This window comes from Alteraurantiacibacter aquimixticola (assembly GCF_004965515.1).
Taxonomy (GTDB): Bacteria; Pseudomonadota; Alphaproteobacteria; order Sphingomonadales; family Sphingomonadaceae; genus Alteraurantiacibacter; species Alteraurantiacibacter aquimixticola.
On the sequence record NZ_SSHH01000001.1, the window covers coordinates 974,391 to 995,472 of the forward strand.

15 protein-coding genes are annotated in these 21,082 nt (G+C 63.3%); 9 read left to right on the plus strand and 6 right to left on the minus strand.

The genetic code is table 11. From position 1 onward, the window contains the following. Positions 1–13 precede the first annotated feature (13 nt). From E5222_RS04455 to E5222_RS04480, 6 genes are all read left to right on the plus strand, one after another. Positions 14–1,645, plus strand: a complete 1,632-nt coding sequence (locus E5222_RS04455) for a carboxylesterase/lipase family protein (protein WP_136692493.1) — start codon at positions 14–16, stop codon at positions 1,643–1,645. Between the two features lie 157 nt (positions 1,646–1,802). Beyond that, a complete protein-coding gene (locus E5222_RS04460; RefSeq protein ID WP_136692494.1) occupies positions 1,803–4,073 on the plus strand; it encodes a TonB-dependent receptor in 2,271 nt (756 codons plus the stop codon). Positions 4,074–4,250: 177 nt separating this feature from the next. Then, positions 4,251–5,849, plus strand: coding sequence for a carboxylesterase/lipase family protein (locus E5222_RS04465; protein ID WP_246021538.1), 1,599 nt, complete (start codon positions 4,251–4,253; stop codon positions 5,847–5,849). Beyond that, positions 5,846–7,438 carry an AMP-binding protein gene (locus tag E5222_RS04470; protein WP_136692495.1) on the plus strand — a complete coding sequence of 531 codons (1,593 nt, stop codon included), beginning with the start codon at positions 5,846–5,848 and terminating at the stop codon, positions 7,436–7,438. Before E5222_RS04465 ends, E5222_RS04470 begins: the two co-directional genes overlap by 4 nt. Before the next feature lie 58 nt (positions 7,439–7,496). Further along, positions 7,497–8,195, plus strand: a complete 699-nt coding sequence (locus tag E5222_RS04475; protein ID WP_246021539.1) for a TetR/AcrR family transcriptional regulator — start codon at positions 7,497–7,499, stop codon at positions 8,193–8,195. A gap of 83 nt (positions 8,196–8,278) precedes the next feature. Further along, complete coding sequence (locus E5222_RS04480) at positions 8,279–9,187, plus strand: SDR family NAD(P)-dependent oxidoreductase (protein ID WP_136692926.1); 909 nt, start codon at positions 8,279–8,281, stop codon at positions 9,185–9,187. 27 nt (positions 9,188–9,214) lie between these two features. Here the strand turns inward: E5222_RS04480 and bktB are convergent, their stop codons facing one another. From bktB to E5222_RS04505, 5 genes are all read right to left on the minus strand, one after another. After that, positions 9,215–10,402, minus strand: a complete 1,188-nt coding sequence (bktB, locus tag E5222_RS04485; protein WP_136692496.1) for a beta-ketothiolase BktB — start codon at positions 10,400–10,402, stop codon at positions 9,215–9,217. A 17-nt stretch (positions 10,403–10,419) separates the two neighbouring features. Beyond that, positions 10,420–12,171 carry an acyl-CoA dehydrogenase family protein gene (locus E5222_RS04490; RefSeq protein WP_136692497.1) on the minus strand — a complete coding sequence of 584 codons (1,752 nt, stop codon included), beginning with the start codon at positions 12,169–12,171 and terminating at the stop codon, positions 10,420–10,422. Continuing rightward, positions 12,171–12,950 carry an SDR family oxidoreductase gene (locus tag E5222_RS04495; protein ID WP_136692498.1) on the minus strand — a complete coding sequence of 260 codons (780 nt, stop codon included), beginning with the start codon at positions 12,948–12,950 and terminating at the stop codon, positions 12,171–12,173. Before E5222_RS04495 ends, E5222_RS04490 begins: the two co-directional genes overlap by 1 nt. Beyond that, positions 12,947–15,019 carry a 3-hydroxyacyl-CoA dehydrogenase NAD-binding domain-containing protein gene (locus E5222_RS04500; protein WP_136692499.1) on the minus strand — a complete coding sequence of 691 codons (2,073 nt, stop codon included), beginning with the start codon at positions 15,017–15,019 and terminating at the stop codon, positions 12,947–12,949. The genes E5222_RS04495 and E5222_RS04500 overlap by 4 nt, the downstream gene beginning before the upstream one ends. A gap of 66 nt (positions 15,020–15,085) precedes the next feature. After that, positions 15,086–16,342, minus strand: a complete 1,257-nt coding sequence (locus tag E5222_RS04505; RefSeq protein WP_136692500.1) for a TetR/AcrR family transcriptional regulator — start codon at positions 16,340–16,342, stop codon at positions 15,086–15,088. A gap of 321 nt (positions 16,343–16,663) precedes the next feature. Here E5222_RS04505 and E5222_RS04510 point away from each other — a divergent pair, with 321 nt between their 5' ends. Beyond that, positions 16,664–17,746 (plus strand): metallophosphoesterase family protein, encoded by a 1,083-nt coding sequence (locus E5222_RS04510; RefSeq protein WP_136692501.1) that lies wholly within the window; start codon positions 16,664–16,666, stop codon positions 17,744–17,746. 86 nt (positions 17,747–17,832) lie between these two features. Next, positions 17,833–19,191, plus strand: a complete 1,359-nt coding sequence (locus E5222_RS04515; protein ID WP_211196085.1) for a DUF5690 family protein — start codon at positions 17,833–17,835, stop codon at positions 19,189–19,191. Here the strand turns inward: E5222_RS04515 and E5222_RS04520 are convergent. Beyond that, on the minus strand, positions 19,178–19,933 hold the full coding sequence (locus E5222_RS04520) for a DeoR/GlpR family DNA-binding transcription regulator (RefSeq protein WP_136692502.1): 756 nt from the start codon (positions 19,931–19,933) through the stop codon (positions 19,178–19,180). The two genes, E5222_RS04515 and E5222_RS04520, sit on opposite strands and share 14 nt — an antisense overlap. A gap of 174 nt (positions 19,934–20,107) precedes the next feature. Between E5222_RS04520 and E5222_RS04525 the strand changes: the two genes are divergently transcribed. Continuing rightward, positions 20,108–20,971 carry a glycerophosphodiester phosphodiesterase gene (locus tag E5222_RS04525; protein WP_169053478.1) on the plus strand — a complete coding sequence of 288 codons (864 nt, stop codon included), beginning with the start codon at positions 20,108–20,110 and terminating at the stop codon, positions 20,969–20,971. The last annotated feature ends 111 nt before the right edge of the window (positions 20,972–21,082 follow it).

Here is a 21,082-nt window from a genome sequence, read left to right on the forward strand (position 1 = left end):
AGGGGAGGCCGGGATGCCCAAATCGATCGCACGCCTGATCGCACTTCTCGCCGCCACCCTGCCTGCGCCGGTCCTCGCGCAATCGGTGGAGGTTGCGGTGGAGGAGGGCGTGCTGGCCGGGGCGCAGGAGGATGGCCTGCATGTCTTCAGGGGCGTGCCCTTTGCGGCCCCGCCGGTCGGGGAGTTGCGCTGGCGGCCGCCGCTTCCTCCCTCACCGTGGGAGGGCGTGCGTCAGGCCACCCAGTTCGGCGACAGCTGCGTGCAGCCACCGCTGCCGCCGAGCAGCATCTATTACGATCCGCGCGATCCTATGAGCGAGGATTGCCTCACGCTCAATATCTGGGCGCCGGAGGATGCGCGCGGTGCGCCGGTGATGGTGTGGATCCACGGAGGTTCGCTGCGTATCGGGGCGGGGTCGCAGCCGCTCTATGACGGGGAGGTGTTCGCGCGGCAGGGCATCGTCTTCGTGTCGATCAATTACCGCCTCGGTGCGCTGGGATGGCTCGCCCATCCGGAGTTGAGCGCGGAATCGCCGCAGGGCGCATCGGGCAATTACGGCCTGCTGGACCAGGTCCGTGCGCTGGAGTGGGTGCAGGCCAATATCGAGGCATTTGGCGGCGATGCGGGCAATGTCACCATCATGGGGGAATCGGCGGGCGCGCTCAGCGTGACCTATCTGCTCGCAAGCCCGCTCGCGCGTGGCCTGTTTCACAAGGCCATTGCGCAGAGCACCAATACACGGGCGACGCCTGTCCTTGACCGGGAAGCCTATGGCATGCCGTCTGCAGAACAAACAGGCGCGGATATTGCTGAAGCGCTGGGAGCGCAATCGGTAGCGGAACTGCGCACGATGGATGCGCGGGCGCTGACCATTCGCGCGACACTGGCCGGGCATCGGCCGGAAGGAACGATTGATGGCTGGTCGCTGACCGAACAACTGGTCGAGACTTTCGATGCCGGGCGGCAGGCGCCCGTCCCGCTGATGACCGGCTTCACCGAAGGCGAAATGCGCGCTGGCCTTGTGCCCACGCCCGTCGCTTCGATGGATGCCGAAAGTTACGAGGCGGCGATCAGGCAGCGCTATGGCGAACTCGCCGGGGAATTCCTGCGCCTCTATCCGTCCTCCGATGTCGAGGAGAGCATGAAGGCGGTGTTGCGCGACGCCGTGTTCGGCTGGGCCAGCGAATACCTGGTGGACCGGCACGTGGCGGCGGGCTTTCCGGCCTATCTCTATCTTTTCGAGCGCTGCTATCCTTCCGCAGAAGAGCGCGGGCTGTGCGCCTTCCACGCCAGCGAATTGCCCTATGTCTTTGGACAGGCGGGGCCGGATGCGCCGCTGTCCGACAGCTGGCCGCTGCCGGATGGCGAGGCGGACAGGCGACTTTCGCAGGCCATGGTCGAATACTGGGCCAGCTTTGCCCGCGACGGAGTTCCCTCGGCTGACAACGCTCCCGCGTGGCTGGACTATATGAGCGGCCAGGCCTTCATGCGCTTTGCGGAGGAACCGCGAAGCGAAGAAGACATGCTTCACGGCATGTTCGAATTGCATGAAGAGATGGTCCGGCGCAGGCGCGAAGCTGGCCGGCAATGGTTCACCGATGTCGGTGTCGAAGCGCCGTTACCCGCTGAAATCACAGGAGAATAGGCATCGCATGGGAGGCCGGCACGTGCCTGTGCATGCACCCCTGCAATAATCTTCACACACGCGATAGTGAATATTGACTCAGACGTGAGGATGGAGCAAAAACATCTTGCGAAAATAAGGCGGGAAGGAATCCCGCCAACGCATGGAGGGGAGAGTTATGAAGGGCAGATTGCTTGCGGCCGCATCGACGGCTGCGTTTTTCCTGAGTCCTGCAGCAGCATTCGCGCAGGCGACGGATCCTGAGCCGGAAGAGCACGTCGGCGCGATCGATCGAAATTCGATCATCGTGACCTCGACCAGGCGAGAGGTGGAACTGCAGGACGTGCCGCTCAGCATCACGGCGTTTCAGCAGGAAGACCTGACCGAGATGGGCGTGGTTGGCTATGAAGGCCTGGCCCACGAAACGCCCGGTGTGGTGATCAATAAGCCGACTGCCAACTTCAACAATTTCAGCGCCCGCGGCCTCGCCATCAATGGCTACAACGCCAATTTGCAGAGCACGGTCGCCATCTACATCGATGAACTACCGATTTCTGCGAACGGCAACTCGACCATTCTCGATCCGAGTCTGTTCGACGTCGAGCGTGTGGAATTCCTGCGCGGTCCGCAGGGCACGCTGTTTGGTTCCGGTTCGCTGGCGGGTGCGCTGCGGATCATCACCCGCAGCCCCGACCTCTATAATTTCGAGGCGAACGGGCTGGTCGATTTCGGCCTGACGACAGGTGACTCCTTCCGCCAGCGCTACAATGCAGTGGTCAATGTGCCGATTGCAGAAGGCACGGCGGCACTGCGCGCGGTCGGTTTCTACCGGCACGAGGAAGGCTGGGTCGACAATCTGGGCACCGGCGTCGAAAATTCCAACACGCTGGAAAATTTCGGCGGCCGCGCAACCCTGCTGATCGAGCCGACCGAACGTCTTTCGGCCAAGTTCATGGTCTCCTATGAGCAGAGCAATCCGGAGGATTCCAGCCTGATCAATCCGGATCGGGACCCGGACCGCGAAACGCGTTTCTCCGACCGGCCCGACCTGTTCCAGGGCGAACTGCTGACCGGTAACGCCACAATCACCTATGATTTCGACTTTGCCGAACTAACCAGCTCGACCACGCTCTCGCGCTACGATGCGCTGTTCTATGTCGACCTTGCGGCGACGTTCGGACAGGCCATTCCCTTCGCGCTGGATGCCGATGCCTATGACGACCTCTTCGTCGAGGAAGTGCGGTTGGCGTCCACGCATGATGGCCCGGTCGAGTGGGTCCTGGGCGGCTTCTATTTCTACAAGCGTAGGGATGTCGACTTCGACTACCGTTCCTCGCCGGAATTCCTGGCGGCGCACGGAATGACGGGCCTGCCCGACGAGTACTATCTCAGTTTCCGGTCCTATTCGGTCTCCCGCGAACTCGCGGCGTTTGGTGAACTAACCTATCGCTTTGGCGACAACTTCTGGCTCACCGGCGGCCTGCGCTACGGCAGCGTCGAAGTGCAGGGCTTCACCGAAGAGGGTGGCTATGACAGCAACTACCTCACCAATGCGCTGTTCGGCATTGACGGGCCGCTTACCGTTACGCCGGTAGCCGCCGCGGTGGGCGAAAAGGCGAAGGGCAGCAAGGCCTCCTTCAAGCTGAGCGCATCCTACAAGCCCACGGATGACATCACGACCTATGCGACGGTTTCGACCGGTTTCCGTACGCCGATCGTGAATGCCCGCGCAGGGCAGGCGAGTGCGCTCGATCCCAATGACATCATCATTCCGGATGGTGCCGGGTCGGACAAGCTCACCAACTATGAGCTCGGCATCAAGGGGGAGTTCCTCGACGGCCATTTGTTCGCCAATCTTGCCGCCTACCGGATCGACTGGAGCAACATCCAGGTCCAGGCCAACCGCGTTTCGGACTCGGTGCAGTTCGCGACCAATATCGGCGCCGCGGTCAGCAAGGGCCTCGAGTTCGAGATCACCGCTCTTCCGGCAACGGGCCTGAGCCTGACCTTCACCGGCTCGCTCAACGATTCCGAGGTGAGCGAGCTCTCGCCCGCGGAAGCGGCGATTTCCGGTGCGACGCTGGGCGCGCAACTGGCCTTCCCCGAATTCCAGGGGACGGTGCGCGCGCGCTATGACTTCAACTTGGAGGGTTCCACCGACGCCTGGATTACCGCCAGCTTGACGCATGTCGGCGATTTCCCCGGCATGTTCGAGAATGTTCCCGGCCAGCCGGGCGTGGTCAATCCGCTATTCGCCCGCACCGAGAGCTTCGAGACGGTGAATGCCGCGGCGGGCGTGGTCATGGATGACGTGAACATCACGCTTTATGTGGAGAACCTCTTCAACGATCATTCGATCACATATGTGCACCCCGAAGCCTTCATTGACGGCCGCTTCGGGACCTTGCGTCCGCGCACGGTGGGCGTCCGGATCGGGACTTCGTTCTGATCCGCGGCGATTGCCATCTTTCCGCATTGGCGGGCCACCGGTGAAGGCATCCTCCCACACCTCACCGGTGGCCCGCCATTGCGGGCCTGACTGAACCAGGAACAGGGCCCCGGGCCCAGGATAATGCTGCTGTTTATGCTAAAAGCGATACGATCCATTTCTTGTCTTTGTGCCGCCATGCTCGCGGCCTGCGCCAGCCCTCCCGCGATGGGAAATCCGGTGGTGCAGGCGCCGGTAGGCGAGGTGACCGGCAGGGCGGAGGGTGATCTCTCCGTCTTCAAGGGTATTCCTTATGCCGAGGCGCCGGTTGGGGACATGCGCTGGAAGCCGCCCGAGGCTCTCGAGCGGCTGCCGGAAGGCTTCGATGCGGCGGATTTCGGCCCCTCCTGCATCCAGCGCGTGAGCGAGAACACTATCTATTCCTGGGACATCAAGGAAATGAGCGAGGACTGCCTCTCGCTCAATATCTGGGCGCCGGAGGATGCGGAGAATGCGCCGGTCTTCGTATGGATCTATGGCGGCGCGCTGGTTTCCGGCACAAGCGCGGCGCCGCTCTATGACGGGGCGGAACTGGCGAAGCGCGGGATCGTGGTTGTCTCTATCAACTACCGCGTGGGTATCCTCGGCTACCTCGCCCATCCGGAGCTGAGCGCGGAATCGGCGGATGGCATTTCCGGCAATTACGGATTGCAGGATCAGATCGAGGCACTGCGCTGGGTGGAGCGCAATATCGGCGCTTTCGGTGGCGATGCGGGCAATGTGACCATTGCCGGCGAATCCGCCGGGGCGCTCAGCGTGATGTACCTGCTCGCTTCGCCAGAGGCGCGCGGCTTGTTCGACAAGGCGATCGCTCAAAGCGCCTACATGATTTCCACTCCCGAACTGAGCCGCGCCGCGCATGGCTGGCCAGCTGCCGAAGATGCGGGGACGGCGATTGGTGCAACCTTGGGCGCACCGAGCATCGCGGAGATGCGCGTGCTCGATGCGCATGATATTACCGGCCGGGCCATCGATGCCGGATACGGTCCATGGGGAGCGGTGGACGGCAAGTTCCTGACCGCGCAGCTGGTCGACACCTTCACTGCGGGTGAGCAGGCACCGGTGCCGCTGATGGCCGGGTTCAACACCGGCGAAATCCGCAGCCTGCGTTACCTGCTGCCGCAGCCGGCAGCGGATGCGGAAGACTACGAAACGCGGATCCGCGCCGCCTATGGTGACCTCGCCGAGGAGTTCCTGCGGCTCTATCCCTCCTCCGATATCGAGGAGAGCATGCTCGCCACTACGCGCGACGCACTTTACGGCTGGACGTCCGAGAGGTTGGCGCGCAGCCAGTCGCTGCTGGGGCATGACGCCTATCTCTACCTGTGGGATCACGGTTATCCGGAAGCCGACAGCATCGGCCTCCACGCTTTCCATGCGGCGGAGCTGCCCTACGTGTTCGGGACCATGGGCCGTGCGCCGCGCCTCTGGCCCAAGCCGGAACGCAGCGCTGCCGAAGCGCGGCTGACCCGCGCGGTGGGCGATTACTGGGCATCCTTCGCCCGGACCGGCGTACCCGTATCGGAAGACCAGCCGGACTGGCTGCCCTATCGCCGGGGCACCGCCTTCATGGTGTTCGAGGACGAACCACGCATGGTCGCACGCTTGTTTCCCGGCATGTTCGAATTGCATGAAGCCAGCGTGTGCCGCCGCAAGATGGCGGGCGATATCCTCTGGGGCTGGAATACGGGGCTGGCATCGCCAGTCATCCCGCCTGCCGGGCGGGGGTGCCAATGATCGACGGTGAAATGCAGGATTTCGAGCTGACGCTGGACAAGTTCCTGCGCCATGCGGCGAAGTGGCACGGCCATGCCGAAGTCGTCACTGCGCAGGCGGAGGGACCTTCGCAACGTGTGACCTATCGCGATCTCGAACAGCGCGCCCGCGCGATCTCCGGACAGCTGCGCGCCCTCGGCGTTACGCTTGGCGATCGGGTCGCCACGCTAGCCTGGAATACGCAGGCGCATATGGAGGCGTGGTACGGCATCATCGGCATGGGCGCCGTGTGCCACACGCTCAACCCGCGCCTGAGGGGCGCGCAACTGGGAGCCATGGTCGCCCAGTCGGAGGCGAAGGTGCTGATCGTCTCCTCCGATTGCGTCGGCCTGGCGAACGAAATCGTCCAGCATGCACCGACACTGGCGGCAGTGCTTGTCGTGGACGGGCCTGTTCCGGATGGAAAATGGGACGAAACCATGCCGCCACTGCTGGCGCTCGATCCTGCGGTGCAAGCGCCGGGCGATCCGGTCGAATGGGGCGATTTCGATGAGCGCACCAAAAGCGGGCTGTGCTTCACCTCGGGAACGACGGGCGCGCCCAAGGGCGTGACCTATACGCACCGCTCCAGCTTCCTCCACACTTTGCGCGCCATGCAGGTCGATGTGATGGGGCCGTCGCGGCGCGACTCCATCCTCACCATGGTGCCGATGTTCCACGCCAATGCCTGGGGCCTGCTCTATTCCGGCCCCGCGGTGGGCGCGAAGCTGGTCTTCCCCGCACGGCAGGCGGGCGGGGCGGAGATCGCCCGCATGATCCAGGAGGAGGAGGTCACCATCGCCGTCGGCGTTCCGACGGTGTGGGTCGGTCTGCTCGATCATGTCGAGGCGACGGGCATGGAACTGCCCTCTCTCGAACGCATCATGGTCGGCGGCGCGCAAATGCCGCCCGATCTGATGCGCCGGCTGGAAGAGCGGCTGGGCGTCATCGTGCAGACAAGCTGGGGCATGACCGAGCTTTCCCCGGTGGGAACCGTCGCTGCGCGCGGGGACGAGACGCGATCCTATGATCTTTGCGGCAGGCCCGATGTCGGCCTCGACCTGCTCATCACCGATGCGGAGGGCAATCCGCTTGAGCCGCAGCGCAACCAGGAAGGGCACTTGCGCGTACGCGGCCCGGCGGTCGTGGAACGCTATTTCGGACATGAGGAAAGCGCCACCGATGCCAATGGCTGGTTCCCCACCGGGGACCTCGCCAGCATCGATGAGCTTGGCAACCTCATGATCACCGGCCGATCGAAGGACCTGATCAAGTCCGGCGGCGAGTGGATCAATCCATCCGAGATAGAGGCAAGGGTGGGGGCCCTGCCGGAAGTTTCCATGGCCGCCGTCATCGGTGTTCCGCATGAAAAATGGGGTGAAAGGCCCGCGCTTTTCGTCGAACTGCGCAAGGGTGTGGAGGTCACCAACGAACACCTGCTGAGCCCATTGCTGGAGGCTGTGGAGTCCTGGTGGATCCCGGAAAAGATCGTCCGCCTGGTGCAAATGCCGCTGGCGCCGACGGGCAAGATAGACAAGATGAAACTGCGTGCAGAATATGTGGGGGGTTGAAACGCAGGGCGCCCTTGTTGCATGCGCGAAAGCTGATGCAAGACGGGGTGACCGCATAGTGGCCAGGAAAGCAAAGACGCGCGAGCCGACAACCAAGGCGGAACAGCGCGCGGCGATGATCGAGCAGATCCTCGATGCCGCCGAATATCTGTTTTCCAAGCGGGGCCTTTACGGCGTCACGCTGAAGGATGTGGCCAACCGTGTGGGCGTGCATCACACGCTGCTGAACTACTACTTCTCCGACAAGCAGACGCTGTTTGACGAGGTGTGCGGACGCCGCGCCCCGATCACCAGCAAGCGCCGCATGGATGCGCTCAATGCTTACGAGAAGGAATGCGGCGGCAAGCCCACGCTGGAAGGCGCGCTGCATGCCTTCCTCGACACCGACCTCGACCTCTATATCGAAGGCGGCGAGGGCTGGAAAAATTACGGCGCATTCGGCGCGCGGGCGTCGAACGGCCCGGAAGGCGCGGAAATGCTGGACAAATATTTCGACCCGGTGGTCTATCGCCTGATCGAGATATTGAAGAAGGCCCTGCCCGGCGCATCCGAAGAGGACATCTTCTGGGGCTATCATTTCGTGACCGGCGCACTGATGCTGACGCTGGCGCGGACCGGGCGTATCGACAAGCTGTCCGACGGGCTGTGCCGGTCGGATGACTATGCTGCGGTGAAGGAACGCATGGCCTCTTTCATGGCGGCGGGCTTCCGCGAAATCTGCCTGCAAAAAGCTGACGAAAAAGCAGCTGCCAGCTGACATTTTCCGCGCGGCGATGCTATCGGTAGTACATCTTTACAAAAAAGGCTCACTATCGCGTGAGTGAATATCGGGGGATCGACATGAGCAACCAGCAATCACAGCCACTCGCGGGACGCGTCGCCATCGTGACCGGGGCCGGTGGCGGATTGGGCCGCTCCCACGCGCATTACCTTGCCGGCAAGGGCGCGAGCGTCGTGGTCAACGACCTGTCGGACGATTCGGCATCGGCCGTGGCGGAGGAAATCCGCGCGGCTGGTGGCAAGGCGATGGGCTTTGCCGCTTCGGTGACCGAATTCGAGGCCGTGGAGGCGATGGTCGCCAAGGCCAGGCAGGACCTCGGCAGTGTCGATATCCTCGTCAACAATGCGGGCATCCTGCGCGACAAGAGCTTCGCCAAGATGGACCTCGCCGATTTCCGCCTGGTGATCGAAGTGCACCTGATGGGCTCCACCAATTGCTGCAAGGCGGTGTGGGAGACGATGCGCCAGCAGGCTTACGGCCGTATCGTGATGACCAGCTCCTCCTCCGGCCTGTTCGGCAATTTCGGCCAGGCCAATTACGGCGCGGCCAAGATGGCGGTGGTCGGCCTGATGCAAACGCTCGCCATCGAAGGGGCGAAATACAATATCCGTGTCAACTCGCTCGCGCCCACGGCGGCGACGCCGATGACCAAGGGACTGATGGTGGATGGGGCGCTGGCCGCGCTCGATCCCGCGTTGGTTAGCCCCGGTCTGCTGGCACTGGTGGGTGAAGATGCACCGACGCGCGCGATCATGTGCGCAGGTGCGGGCAATTTCGCCGCATCGCATGTCACGCTGACCGAAGGCTTTTATGCGGGAGGTGGCGAAGATGCCGGGGCGCAGGTCGTCGCGAACTGGGATCGCGTGATGGACCGCACGGGCGAGATCGTGCCCGAATACGGCTTCAAGCAGGCCGAATGCGAGCTGGAGAGGGCCGGTTTTACCGGGCCGATCTTCGAGCGCGGGTAGGACCCCCGCGCCCGAAGATGGCGGGCATCAAACCCTTTCAAAGATCGCTGCGATACCCTGCCCGCCGCCAATGCACATGGTGGCGAGTCCGTGCTTGCCGGAAGTGCGGTGCAGCTCATGCACCAGCTTGGTGGTGTTGATCGCGCCGGTCGCGCCGACCGGATGGCCCAGCGAAATGCCGCTGCCATTGGGATTGGTCTTTTCTGGGTCGAAGCCGAGCTCCTTGGCCACGGCGCAGGCCTGCGCGGCGAATGCCTCGTTCGATTCCACCAGGTCGAGATCGCCGACCGTAAGCCCGGCGCGTTCCAGTGCCTGGCGCGTTGCGGGGACCGGTCCGATGCCCATATAGGCTGGGTCCACGCCCGCATGGCCCCATGACACGAGGCGCGCCATCGGCTTCAACCCGTGCTTCTTCACCGCGCTCTCACTGGCGAGGATCACGGCCGCTGCGCCATCATTGATGCCCGAGGCATTGCCCGCCGTCACGCTGCCGCCATCCTTGCGGAAAATGGTGCGCAGGCCGGACAGGCCTTCTGCCGTGGTTTCGGCGCGGACATGCTCGTCAACTTCGAAGCTGATCGTCTGCTTGCGCTGGCGCACCTCCACCGGGGCGATCTGGCTGGTGAAGCGGCCCTCCGCGATCGCCTGGGCGGCGCGGCGGTGGCTTTCGGCCGCGACCTCGTCCTGCAATTCGCGGGAGATGTCATAGCGGTCGGCAACATTCTCCGCCGTCACGCCCATCAGCCCGTTGTTGAAGGGATCGGTCAGGCCGCCGTTCAGCCCGTCGACCAGCATGGCATCGCCCATCTTCGCGCCCCAGCGGACCGAAGGCGCGTAATAGGGTGCGCGGCTCATCACTTCGGCGCCGCCCGCGAGCGCAATCTCCGCATCGCCGACGGTGATCGAATGGGCGGCGGTCAGGATCGCCTGCAGACCGGAGCCGCACAGGCGGTTGATCGTCATGGCGGGCACCTCCACCGGCAGGCCCGCATTCATGCCGATAATGCGCGCCAGATAGGCATCGCGCGGCTGGGTGGGCAGGACCATGCCGAACACGACATTGCCGATCGCGCCCGCTTCGATACCTGCTTCGGCGATGGCGGCGCGTGCGGCCACCGCGCCCAGATCTGCTGGCTCGAAATCCTTGAGCGTGCCGCCGAATGTGCCGATGGCGGTGCGCTTTGCCGAGAGGATGTAGATGTCGCTATTGGTCATGCTGCTTCTTCCTGTTTTCAGAATGTCTCTATGGGTGCCGTCGCGGCGGTGTCGCTGCCCGCTTCCACTGCGCAGAGCCAAGCGGCCACTTTGGGCAGCTCGCTGTCGAAGAAATGACGGCAGGCGCGGATCTTTCCTTCGGCGAAATGCGCCTGCGTCTCTGCCGACCTGTCCAGCCTTGCGGCGGTGACGGCTTGTTCCAGCCAGATCCAGCCCAATACCACATGGCCGAACGCCCAGAGGAACGGCGTCGCATTGTCGAAAGCGCGTTCGGCGGGGCGGTCGGAGAGCTGTTGCAGGCACGCTTCGATGGCCGACCATGCCTGTAGCATGGATGGCGCCAGCCCGCGCAGTTCCTCGATGCTTTCGGCGCGTTTGGCTGCCGCTTCCAGCTTTGCTTTCAGTAAGGGCAGGGCGCTGCCATCGCGCAGGATCTTGCGGCCAAGCAGGTCCATCGCCTGGATCCCGGTCGTGCCTTCGTGGATCGGGTTCAGCCGGTTGTCGCGCCACAATTGCTCGACATGGAATTCGCGCGTGTAGCCATATCCGCCATGGATCTGGATCGCGATGTCATTGGCGGCGAGGCCATATTCGGAAGGCCATGTCTTGGCGATGGGCGTCAGCAGGTCCAGCAGGGCTGTGCTGTCCGGATCGCCATGCGCGTCAACCAGCTTCGCGCAATAGAGGCACAGGGCCAGCGAACCCTCGGCATAGGCCTTTTGCGACAGCAGCATGCGCCGCACGTCGGGGTGGTGGATGATCGCCACCGGCTCCCCATCTCGCACGCCCATGGGGCGGCCTTGCAGCCGTTCCTGCGCATATTGCAGGGAGAGGAGGTAAGAGCGATAGCCGAGCGCCGCCGCGCCAAGGCCCACCGAAATGCGCGCCTCGTTCATCATCATGAACATCTGCCGCAGCCCTTCGCCCGGCTGGCCGACCAGCCACCCGATTGCGCCGTTATTCTCGCCGAAATTGAGCAGGCAATTGGCCGTGCCACGATAACCCATCTTGTGGTTGAGGCCGGCGACCGAAACATCGTTACGCGCGCCATCGGGCAGGATCTTGGGCGCGATGAAGAGCGACAGGCCCGCAGTGCCATCGGGCAGCTTGCCGTCAATGCCCGGCACCTTGGCGAGCACGAGGTGGACGATATTCCCGCTCACATCCTGGTCCCCGCCAGAGATCCACATCTTGTTGCCCTGCAGGCGATAGCGCTGGCCCAGCTCGTCCTCGCCATCGGGCTGCGCGCGCGTCCTGATCTCCGCCAGGCTGGACCCCGCCTGCGGCTCGGACAGGCACATGGTGCCGAACCATTCGCCGGCGATCTGCGGACGGGCGAAGGCCTCGACCTGCGCAGGCGACCCGAAAGCCGCGATCAACCGTGCATTGGCCGCTGTCAGCATGGGATAGGCCGCCGTCGCCACATTGGCCGCGGCGAAATGCGCAAAGGAGGCGGCGCAGGCGAGGAATGGCAGGTCGAAACCGCCCAGCTCCTCCGCGAAGCCTGCGGCGAACAGGCCCGCATCCGCATAATGCCCCAGGGCCTCGCCGATCTGCGGCAGGATATGCACGCCGTCCGCATCGAGGCTGGGTTCATGCGTATCGGAGGCCTTGTAGTGGCTGAGGAAGTGCTCCTCCGCCAAACGTGCCGACAGGTCGATGATCGCATCCACCGTTTCGGCATCGGTCGTCTCGCCGATATTCAGCCAGTCATGCAGGCAGAACTGCACATCCCGGCGCGACAGGAGCTTGTCGGTCGCCTCCGCCATCAGATGATCGTGGCGCCGCCATCCACGATGAGCGTCTGCCCGGTGATATGCGCACCGGCATCGCCGGACAGCAGCAGCGCCGCGCCTTTCAGGTCGTCATCACCGCCAAGCCTGCCGAGCGGGGTCTGTTCGACGATCTCCTTGCCATATTCGGCCAAAGTGCCGTCGGTCATCCTGGACGGGAAGAAGCCGGGGGCGAGCGAGTTCACGCGGATATTGCGCGGTCCCCATTCGGCAGCGAGCGCACGTGTCATGCTGACGACGCCGCCCTTGGCCGCGTTATAGGCGACGGTACCGGGACGGTTGGGCAAATGGCCGACATAGGCGGCAACCGATGCGACATTGAGCACCGCACCCTTGCCCTGCGGCAGGAAGGCCGCATTGGCCGCCGCCTGCGTCAGGTGGAAGATGCTGGAAAGGCTAAGGCCGATCACCTTGTTCCAGCCATCGAGCGGATAATCCTCCGCCTTCGCGCCCCAGGTCGCGCCCGCACTGTTCACCAGCACGTCCATCCTTCCGAAGGCATCCATCGCCTGTTTGCAGACGTCTGGCGCGTTGGCCGGATCGAGCAGGTCCGCGGCGATGGCCTTCGCCTCGATCCCTTGTTCGGCGAGCTTCGCCACGGCCTCGTCCAGCTCATGCTGCTTGCGGGCGACCAACGCGACCTTGGCGCCATATTCGCCCAGCGCCTCGGCAATCTGGAAGCCGAGCCCGCGCGAGCCGCCGGAAATGAGCGCGACGCGCCCGGTCAGGTCGAACAGTTTGGTCAGTTGCGTCATTTCGCGTTCAACTCCGAAAATGTGCCGCCGCTTTCGGCCAGCTTCACCAGCAGGGGGGAGGGCTCCCACGCCCAGCCATGCCTTTGGTCCGCATAGTGGCGGATCCTGGCCAGCACCGTGTCCAGCCCCAGCGTGTCGGCATAAAACATCGGTCCGCCGCGCAGGGCGGGAAAGCCGTATCCGTCGAGGAATACGACATCGATATCGACCGGGCGATAGGCTACGCCCTCTTCAAGGATGCGCGCGCCTTCGTTCACCATCGCCAGCACGCAACGCTCGACGATTTCGCTGTCGGCGATTGTGCGCCTCTCGATGCCGAGGCGGCCCGATTCCGCGATGATGAGGTCGGTGATCGCCGGATCCGGCTCCGGCGTGCGGCCATCGGGATAGAGATACATGCCCGCCCCGGTTTTCTGGCCGAAACGGCCGAGCTTGCACACCTGGTCGGGTATCTTGGAATAGGGGCGGTCGGGCTGTTCCACCGCGCGGCGCTTGCGGATGCTCCAGCCGATATCCTGTCCGGCGAGGTCCATCACCCGGCACGGCCCCATGGCGAAACCGAACTTCTCCAGCGCCTGGTCCACTTGCGTGGGCAGGGCGCCTTCTTCCAGCAGGAACCATGCCTGGCGGAGATATTCCTCGAAAATGCGATTGCCGATGAAGCCATCGCAATTGCCGGCGACGACCGCCGTTTTGCCCAATGCCTTGGCGAAACCCATTGCGCTTTGCAGCACGTCGGGAGAGGTCTTCGCGCCGCGCACCACTTCCAGCAGGCGCATGATATTCGCCGGGCTGAAGAAGTGCAGGCCAACCACCCGTTCGGGGCGCGAGGTGCATGCGGCGATGGCATCCAAGTCGAGCGTCGAGGTGTTGCTGCCAAGGATGGCATTGGGTCCGGCGAGGCGGTCAAGCTCTTCGAAGACCTGGCGCTTCACCGCCATGTCCTCGAAAACCGCCTCGATAAACAGGTCGGCATCGCTAGCTTCGGACAACTTCCCCACGATCCGTAGCGCGCCCAGCTGGCGGTCGGCCGCCTCTTCGGACAGGCGGCCCTTATGGACGTTGCGCACGATGGTCCGCGCGATCGCGTCGCGCGCCTTCTCGCGCCCATCTTCGCGCGGTTCGACCAGAGCGACCGGAAGTCCTGCGGAAAGCACGGCCAGCGCGATGCCGGTACCCATCAACCCGCCGCCGATGATCGTGACACGCTCGACCTGCTGGCCTGTCCCCTTGGGTACCCCAGGCAGGTTGCGTACGGTGCGCCTGCCGAAGAAGCCATGGCGAAGCGCTTTCGATTCCGTCGATGCCATCAGCGCGGCGAAGCGTTCCGCTTCCAGTGCCAGCCCTTCGGCGAAGCTGCGTGATGCGATGGCTTCCACGCAGGCGACGATCTGCCTTGCCGCTTCTGTCGGCAGCCCCTTCTCGCGCGCTTCGGCGATCGCGTCTGCCAGGTCGGCAGGGGGAGGGAGTTCGCTGGCTCGCCTGGGCAGGCCAAATTCGCCGGACTGGAACAGTGGTTTGCCCGCTTCCACCGGATCGCCATCGGACAACCGGTCGACAAGGCCCATCGCGACCGCCGCCTCCGCCTTGATCGGCTTGCCATCGAGCATCAGGCCAAGCGCCCTGGCTGCCCCGGCAAGGCGCGGCGCGCGCTGCGTGCCGCCTGCACCGGGTAGCAAGCCAAGGTTGATCTCCGGAAAGGCGAAGCGCGCATCATGCGTGGCGATGCGGTGATGGGCGGCCAGCGCCAGTTCCAGCCCGCCGCCGAAGCAGAAACCGTCAATGGCCGCGATCACCGGCTTGGGAGAGCTTTCGACCCGGTCGAGCAGCTCCCTGAGCAGGCCGATCTGTCCCTCTGGCCCGTCGAAATCCTTGATGTCCGCGCCCGCGCAGAAATTGCCCCCGGCACCGGTGAGGATGATGGCTTCAACCGTGCTGTCGGCGATCGCGTCGGAGACGGAGGCCAGCAACTCACCTACCAGGCCATTGCCAACCGACAGCGTGTTGAGCGGGGGATTGGCAAATTCGAGCACGAGAATGCCCTCGCTGACGTGCCGCTCGATATGCATTCGCTTGTGACCTCCCGTTGGCGCTGCAGGGAATCGTTTCCCCGATATGGCCACATGTCTGGGCGATCAGTGTGGGTCGGTCAACAATTTTTGAAAAAGTGTACTAGAGCCCTCCGTTCCCCTGATGCGGGTGAATAGCCAGAGGAACTGCGCCCGGGTCCGGGCGAGCATTTCGGTCGGCGCGCCGGTGGCCAGCGCACGGACAAGCGCGCCCACGAACATGGCCTGGCACAGGATCGCATTATGCGGGCTGGAGCCGGAGATCGTTGCAAGGCGACGGGACCATCCGACCACCTGGTCACCGATCGCGGAGGCCACGTCCGGGCGAAGATCGTCGTCGCGGGCCGCTTCCAGCCAGATCGAATAATGGGCGAGCGATTGCGCGGAAAACTGGGTTGCCTCGCGAATGAAAATCGCCGCCGTGACGTCCGCCAGTTCCTCCACGGACAAGCCGTTGCCATGCGATCCGGACAGGGCCGCCCGGTAGCGGTCCTTGGATTGGGCGAACATGTGCTTCTGTGCCTGCTTGAGCAGGCCGGAAATGCTCCCGAAGTGATAGGCAGGCGCGGTCATGGAAACGCCCGACTTGCGCGCAATCGCCGAATAGCCGACGGCGCCGGTGCCTCCTGCGATCAACAGGTCTACCGCTGCCTGAAGGATCTGCTCACGGGTGGCCTTCGCCTTGTCGGTCTGAGGTGGCGGTAGCGATGCATCCGAAGGCTCCGTTGCCGCATCCAGCTTCCATTCGCGATGCAGGTCCTGCCCGTTCGCCACGGCTTCGATCTGCGCTTCGTCCAGCCCCAGCGCGCGGGTGAAAAACAGCAGGCCCACGGTGAGGTCGATCATGGAAGCTATGCGCAGCTCATCATGCTCTTCACCGAAAGCCCGGGCCACTTGCACCCAGGCAGTTTCCAGCTGTGCGTACCACGTGGACGCGCTGGATCGGCCGCCTTCCGTCCGGGCGAAATCCAGCATGATCTCTCCCCATGCCAGTGCCGCGGAGCGGTTCTTCCCGGCGGCGTTGCGCAGGATTTTCAGCGACAGGTCGGCCAGCGTCTCCGGCTGCCGTTGCCCGCCTTCGCATTCGCGCGCGATCGCCTGAAACCGCGCGACATAGCTTTCCAGCAGCAGGTGCGATGCATGATCCACCATCTCCTGCTTGGTGCGGAAGTGATAGGTGGTGGTCGAAAGCGAAATGCCGCCGGTCGCGGCAACGCGGCGATGCGTCAGCCGGCTCACCCCGTGCGATGCGAGCGTTTCGATGACCGATTGCGCAATACGGTCGGTCGTCTCACCCCGATCCAGGGTCGATACGGTTTCCACTTGATCCTCGCGACGTCGCCCATGTTGGGCGAGTGAATGCCACAATGCCCAGCAAAGAGCAAAATTTTGAAAATATGTACGCCACCTACAGGTGCGTGGTCCGAATCCGATACGCCGGGAGCCGCAACCAAACGCACAGATCTGGTTTACGGCTGGCCCAGAGCGGATGGATCAGGCGCTCGATGGCCCAGACAGCGCGGAACCTTCCGCAGGCCGCCAAGAAAACCGCGCGGCGAAAAATTTCTGTCATGAAGCTGTGAAACGGAGTGGCCCCTCCATTTGCGCCTTCCCGGGCGCTCATTGATCGAGAGGGCTCATTTCGTGAAACGTCGTACCTTTTTGACCGCTGGCACCCTGCTGGCTTCGAGCGCCATGGTCCGCGCCCAACCCGCTGCGAACCTGTTCGACGCGAGCACCTCGTCGCCGGACGAGAATGCACTTCGCTTTCGCCCTGACGGCAAGTTCAAGCTGCTCGTCGTCAGCGACATGCACTACATTCCCGAGCCGGATGCCGACGGGATCGCGCTGACGGAAAAGCTGATCGATATCGAGAAACCCGACCTCGTGATTGCGACGGGGGACAACATTTCCGGCGATCGCTGCGACACGCCCGCCGATGTCGAGGCGGCTGTTCGCAATGTCGCGACCGCGATGGAAAACAAGCAGGTGCCGTGGGCCATCGTCCTCGGCAATCACGACCAGGAGCATTTCGCCCGCACCGGTGTGACGCGCGAGCAGGTCTTCGAATATTACGAGAGCTATCCCTTCAACCGGAATGGCGGCTGGCAGCGGGGAATTTCGGGCGCGGGGAACAAGGATCTCCTGCTCTGGGATTCCGAAGGTCGGGAGCTGGTCAATGCGCTGTGGCTGATCGATTCGGGAGAAGGTCACCCGGACCGCTCGATCCGCTACGAATGGATCCGCACGGACCAGGTTGGCTGGTACTGGTCGCGGTCCGCAGTGCTGGAACAGCATTACGGACGCCGGATTCCCGGCCTCATGTTCTTCCACATCCCCCTGCCCGAATTCCAGGAGATGATCCTGAGCAGGAAGGTCATTGGTGAACGCCATGAGACGGAATCCCCCTCGCGCATCAACAGCGGCATGTTCGCCGCCGTCCTCGATCGCGGCGACGTAATGGGCATCTTCTGCGGCCACGACCATGTGAACAATTACCTCGGCAAGTATCGTGGCGTGATGCTGGGGCAGGTCGGCGTGGTCGGCTATTACGGCTATCCGCACACGCCGCCAGAGGACATCACGAATGACCGGGCGAGGGGCGGTCGCGTGATCGAGCTCGACCAAAGGCGCCCCGGCCAGTTCCGCAGCTGGATGCGCTTCCGTGACGGAACCACGAATTGGGAAAGTTGGTCCGACGCCTATTTCGAGGCGGAGATCGAGTAGGGGCCCTCAGCCCTGCCGTCCGAACACCTGTCATATTCATGCTGCAAGCAAGGAAGCGGGGGAGGCCGACCAGGCAGGGGGCGGTCATGGGATCTTGGCAGAACGGTTTACGGACAGGTGAGGACTGGCTGAGGCGCAAGCTCGCCGAAGCGCATCCGGCTGTCTTCGCCCTCTACGGAGGGGGGATGGCGTTCGGCACCTATTTTGCCATGTATGCTTACCGCAAGCCCTTCACTGCGGCGACGTTCGAGCCGGTGGCGGGATGGGAGATCGACTACAAGATCATCCTCGTTCTAGCGCAGATCGTTGGATATGCCCTGTCCAAGGTGATCGGCATTCGTGTTGTGTCGGAGGTCACGCCCAACAGGCGCGCAGCGTCCATTTTGGTGTGCGTTCTGGCGGCGGAGGGAGCGCTTGTCGGCTTCTGGCTGGTGCCGCCTCCCTACAATGCGGCCTTCCTGTTCCTGAATGGCCTGCCCCTTGGCATGATCTGGGGGCTCGTCTTCGGGTTTCTGGAAGGACGGCGCCTGTCGGAAGTACTTGGCGCCATCCTGTGCGCCAGCTTCATCATCGCTTCCGGCGTGGTGAGATCGGTGGGCAAGTGGACCATGAACGCGGGTCTCGCCGATGCCTATTCCATGCCTGCGCTGACCGGCCTCGTCTTTGCGCCGCTACTCATGATCTGCGTGGGCGGGCTGGCCTGCATGCCCGAACCCGATCACGCGGACAGGATAGCCCGCAGGCACCGTGCGCCGATGAACCGGGCGGCGCGGCGGGCATTGTTGCGCGCCTACGCGCCGGGCTTTGCTGCGCTGATCGTCCTCTATGTGATGCTCACCGCATTGCGCGATTTTCGCGACAATTTCGCGGCCGAGATTTGGGAGGGGCTCGGGTATGGCGATAGCGCCAGCGTCTTTGCCCTGTCCGAAATCCCCGGCGCGGTGATTGTGCTGGTCGCGCTGGCTGCGCTCGTCCTCATCAAGGACAACTTCATCGCCCTCGTCGCCAATTTCCTGCTGATCGCGACCGGACTGGTCATGATCACCCTGTCCACGCTGCTGTTCGAGAGCCACATCCTGTCACCGCTCGTGTGGATGATGCTTCTCGGCACCGGCCTCTATCTCGGCTACACGCCGTTCAGCGCCATGCTGTTCGACCGCATGATTGCCAATACCCAGGCTGTCGCGACCGCAGGATTCCTGATCTATGTTGCGGACGCGAGCGGCTATGCGGGTTCGGTGGCGCTGGTGCTGCTGAAATCGTTTGGCAATCTCGACCTTGCCTGGGTGGATTTCCTGATCCTCGCTTCCTACGCGACCGCCGGCTTCGGCTTCGTCCTGCTGTTTCTGGCGATGCTCTATTTCAGGGCGCGATTGGTCGGGCACACGCCAGGACATTCACTTCGCAATGCCGAGCCGGAACGAAGCAGCCTTACTCCGCGATGAGGATACGCACCGCACCCAGGGCGGAGCGGATTTCGGGCGGCGGCATCTTGTCGGTTATGATCGTATCGATCTGGTCGAGATGGAAGGTGTGCACCAGCCCGCCCTTTCCGATCTTGCTCGAATCCGCAAGGACGATGACCTTGCGGGCCATGGGAGCCATGGCCCGTTTGAACTTCGCCTCGTCCATGTCGAAATCCAGCCCGCCGCGCGCCGGGTCGATCGCGCCGATCGAGAAGAAGGCGATCTCGGGCGCATATTTGACCGCCTGGCTGATTGCCTCATTCCCGAAGGCGGACAGGTAGTAGGGGTTGATCTCGCCACCGGTGAAAAACACGCGATTGTTGCCGATGAGAGCCATCTGCCGGGCAACGAGCAGCGAGTTCGTGACAACCGAGAGCGCGTTGGCCGCCCGCAGGTGTTCCGCTGCGTAGTAGGACGTCGTGCCCGAATCGATGAGGACCGTCATTCCATCCTCGACGAGCGAGGCGGCGGCGGCGCCGATCGATTCTTTCGCTTGCTGATTGTCCTTCAGACGCCGGAGATAGCTCGTTTCGAGCGGATTCTCGCGAATCCGGACTCCTCCATGCAGCTTCTCCACCTGGCCGTCATTTTCCATGGCCTTGATATCGCGGCGGATTGTTTCTCCGGACACGCCAAAAGCCTCTGCCAGCTCGGCGATCGAACAGCTTCGGCGCTGTTCGAGATGCGACATGATCTCTTGGCGCCTGCTTTGCGAAATCATCCGAAATCCTCGTTTTATGTGGAATAATGTGGATACTGCTTCCTATTCGACAAACATGCAAATTATTCGATGCGAATACCACAGTAATGTCACATAGCTTTCATCATGCCGATCTAGCCAGCCCTGCGAATGGAAGCGGCTCGTCCCTTCCGGATGGATGGTGGGATCGGTTTAATGAAGCTCGGACAGATTTCCCGGCGCGGTTGCATGATGGCGATGGGCGGCATGGCGGCGCCTGCCTTGCTCAATCCGTCGGCTGCGCTGGCGGCTGCTCCCGCAGCGAATGTCACGCGGCCGCGCAAGCCCTACCTGATCGCGCATCGCGGCGGCGTGGTTGACCGGACGCGGACCGAAAACTCGCTCCCCGCACTGCGCGAGGCCATGAGGCGGAGCTACACCCATGTGGAAGTCGATGTCCGTTGCACCCGCGACGGGCAGGCGGTTTGCCTCCACGATGGCAATCTTGCGCGAACAACCGGCGTGGACGTCAATATCAACGAGGTCACGCTGGATCAGCTCCATGAGCGTGTGAGCCCGGAGGTCGTGCCGAGCTTCGATACCTTTGCCCGGGAGTGCGCCGCCGGGCAGATGCACCTGATGGTGGACGTGAAGGAGACGCCGGACCTGCTCCTCCCCGCCTTTGCGGAAAGCGTGAATGCGTCGCTGCACCGCCATGGCCTTGCAGAAGGGGCGCTGCTGATCGGCAGCGGCCCGGTGATCGAACGGATCGGCAGCCCCGCGAAGGTGAAGTGGCGCAAGTCCTTTGCCGAATTCGAGCGGGAAGTGATCGGGGAGGGCGGGGATCCCGCACGGTATTTCGCCTTCGATCATCCCTTGGATTTCCGTGCCGTGGACATCGCCGGTTTTCGCCGGGTGGGCGTGGATGTGATCGTGACGGTCAACCTGCTGCATTACCTGGAGGAGGACCCGATCGCTCAGGGCCAGGCGGACCTTGCCTATGCGCGCGGGCTCGGTGTCGACGGATATCAGATTGATATGGACTATGAATATTTCACAAGAAACATAATTTCATTGTGATCAATTGAAGAAATAAAAGTCTGAATTTCAAAGGTAAAAAAGTGACGGTTCTCATTTCGCCGGGTGGTGATTTGGGGGTGTGTCAACGCGTCTAATGAACAGGGGGTAATA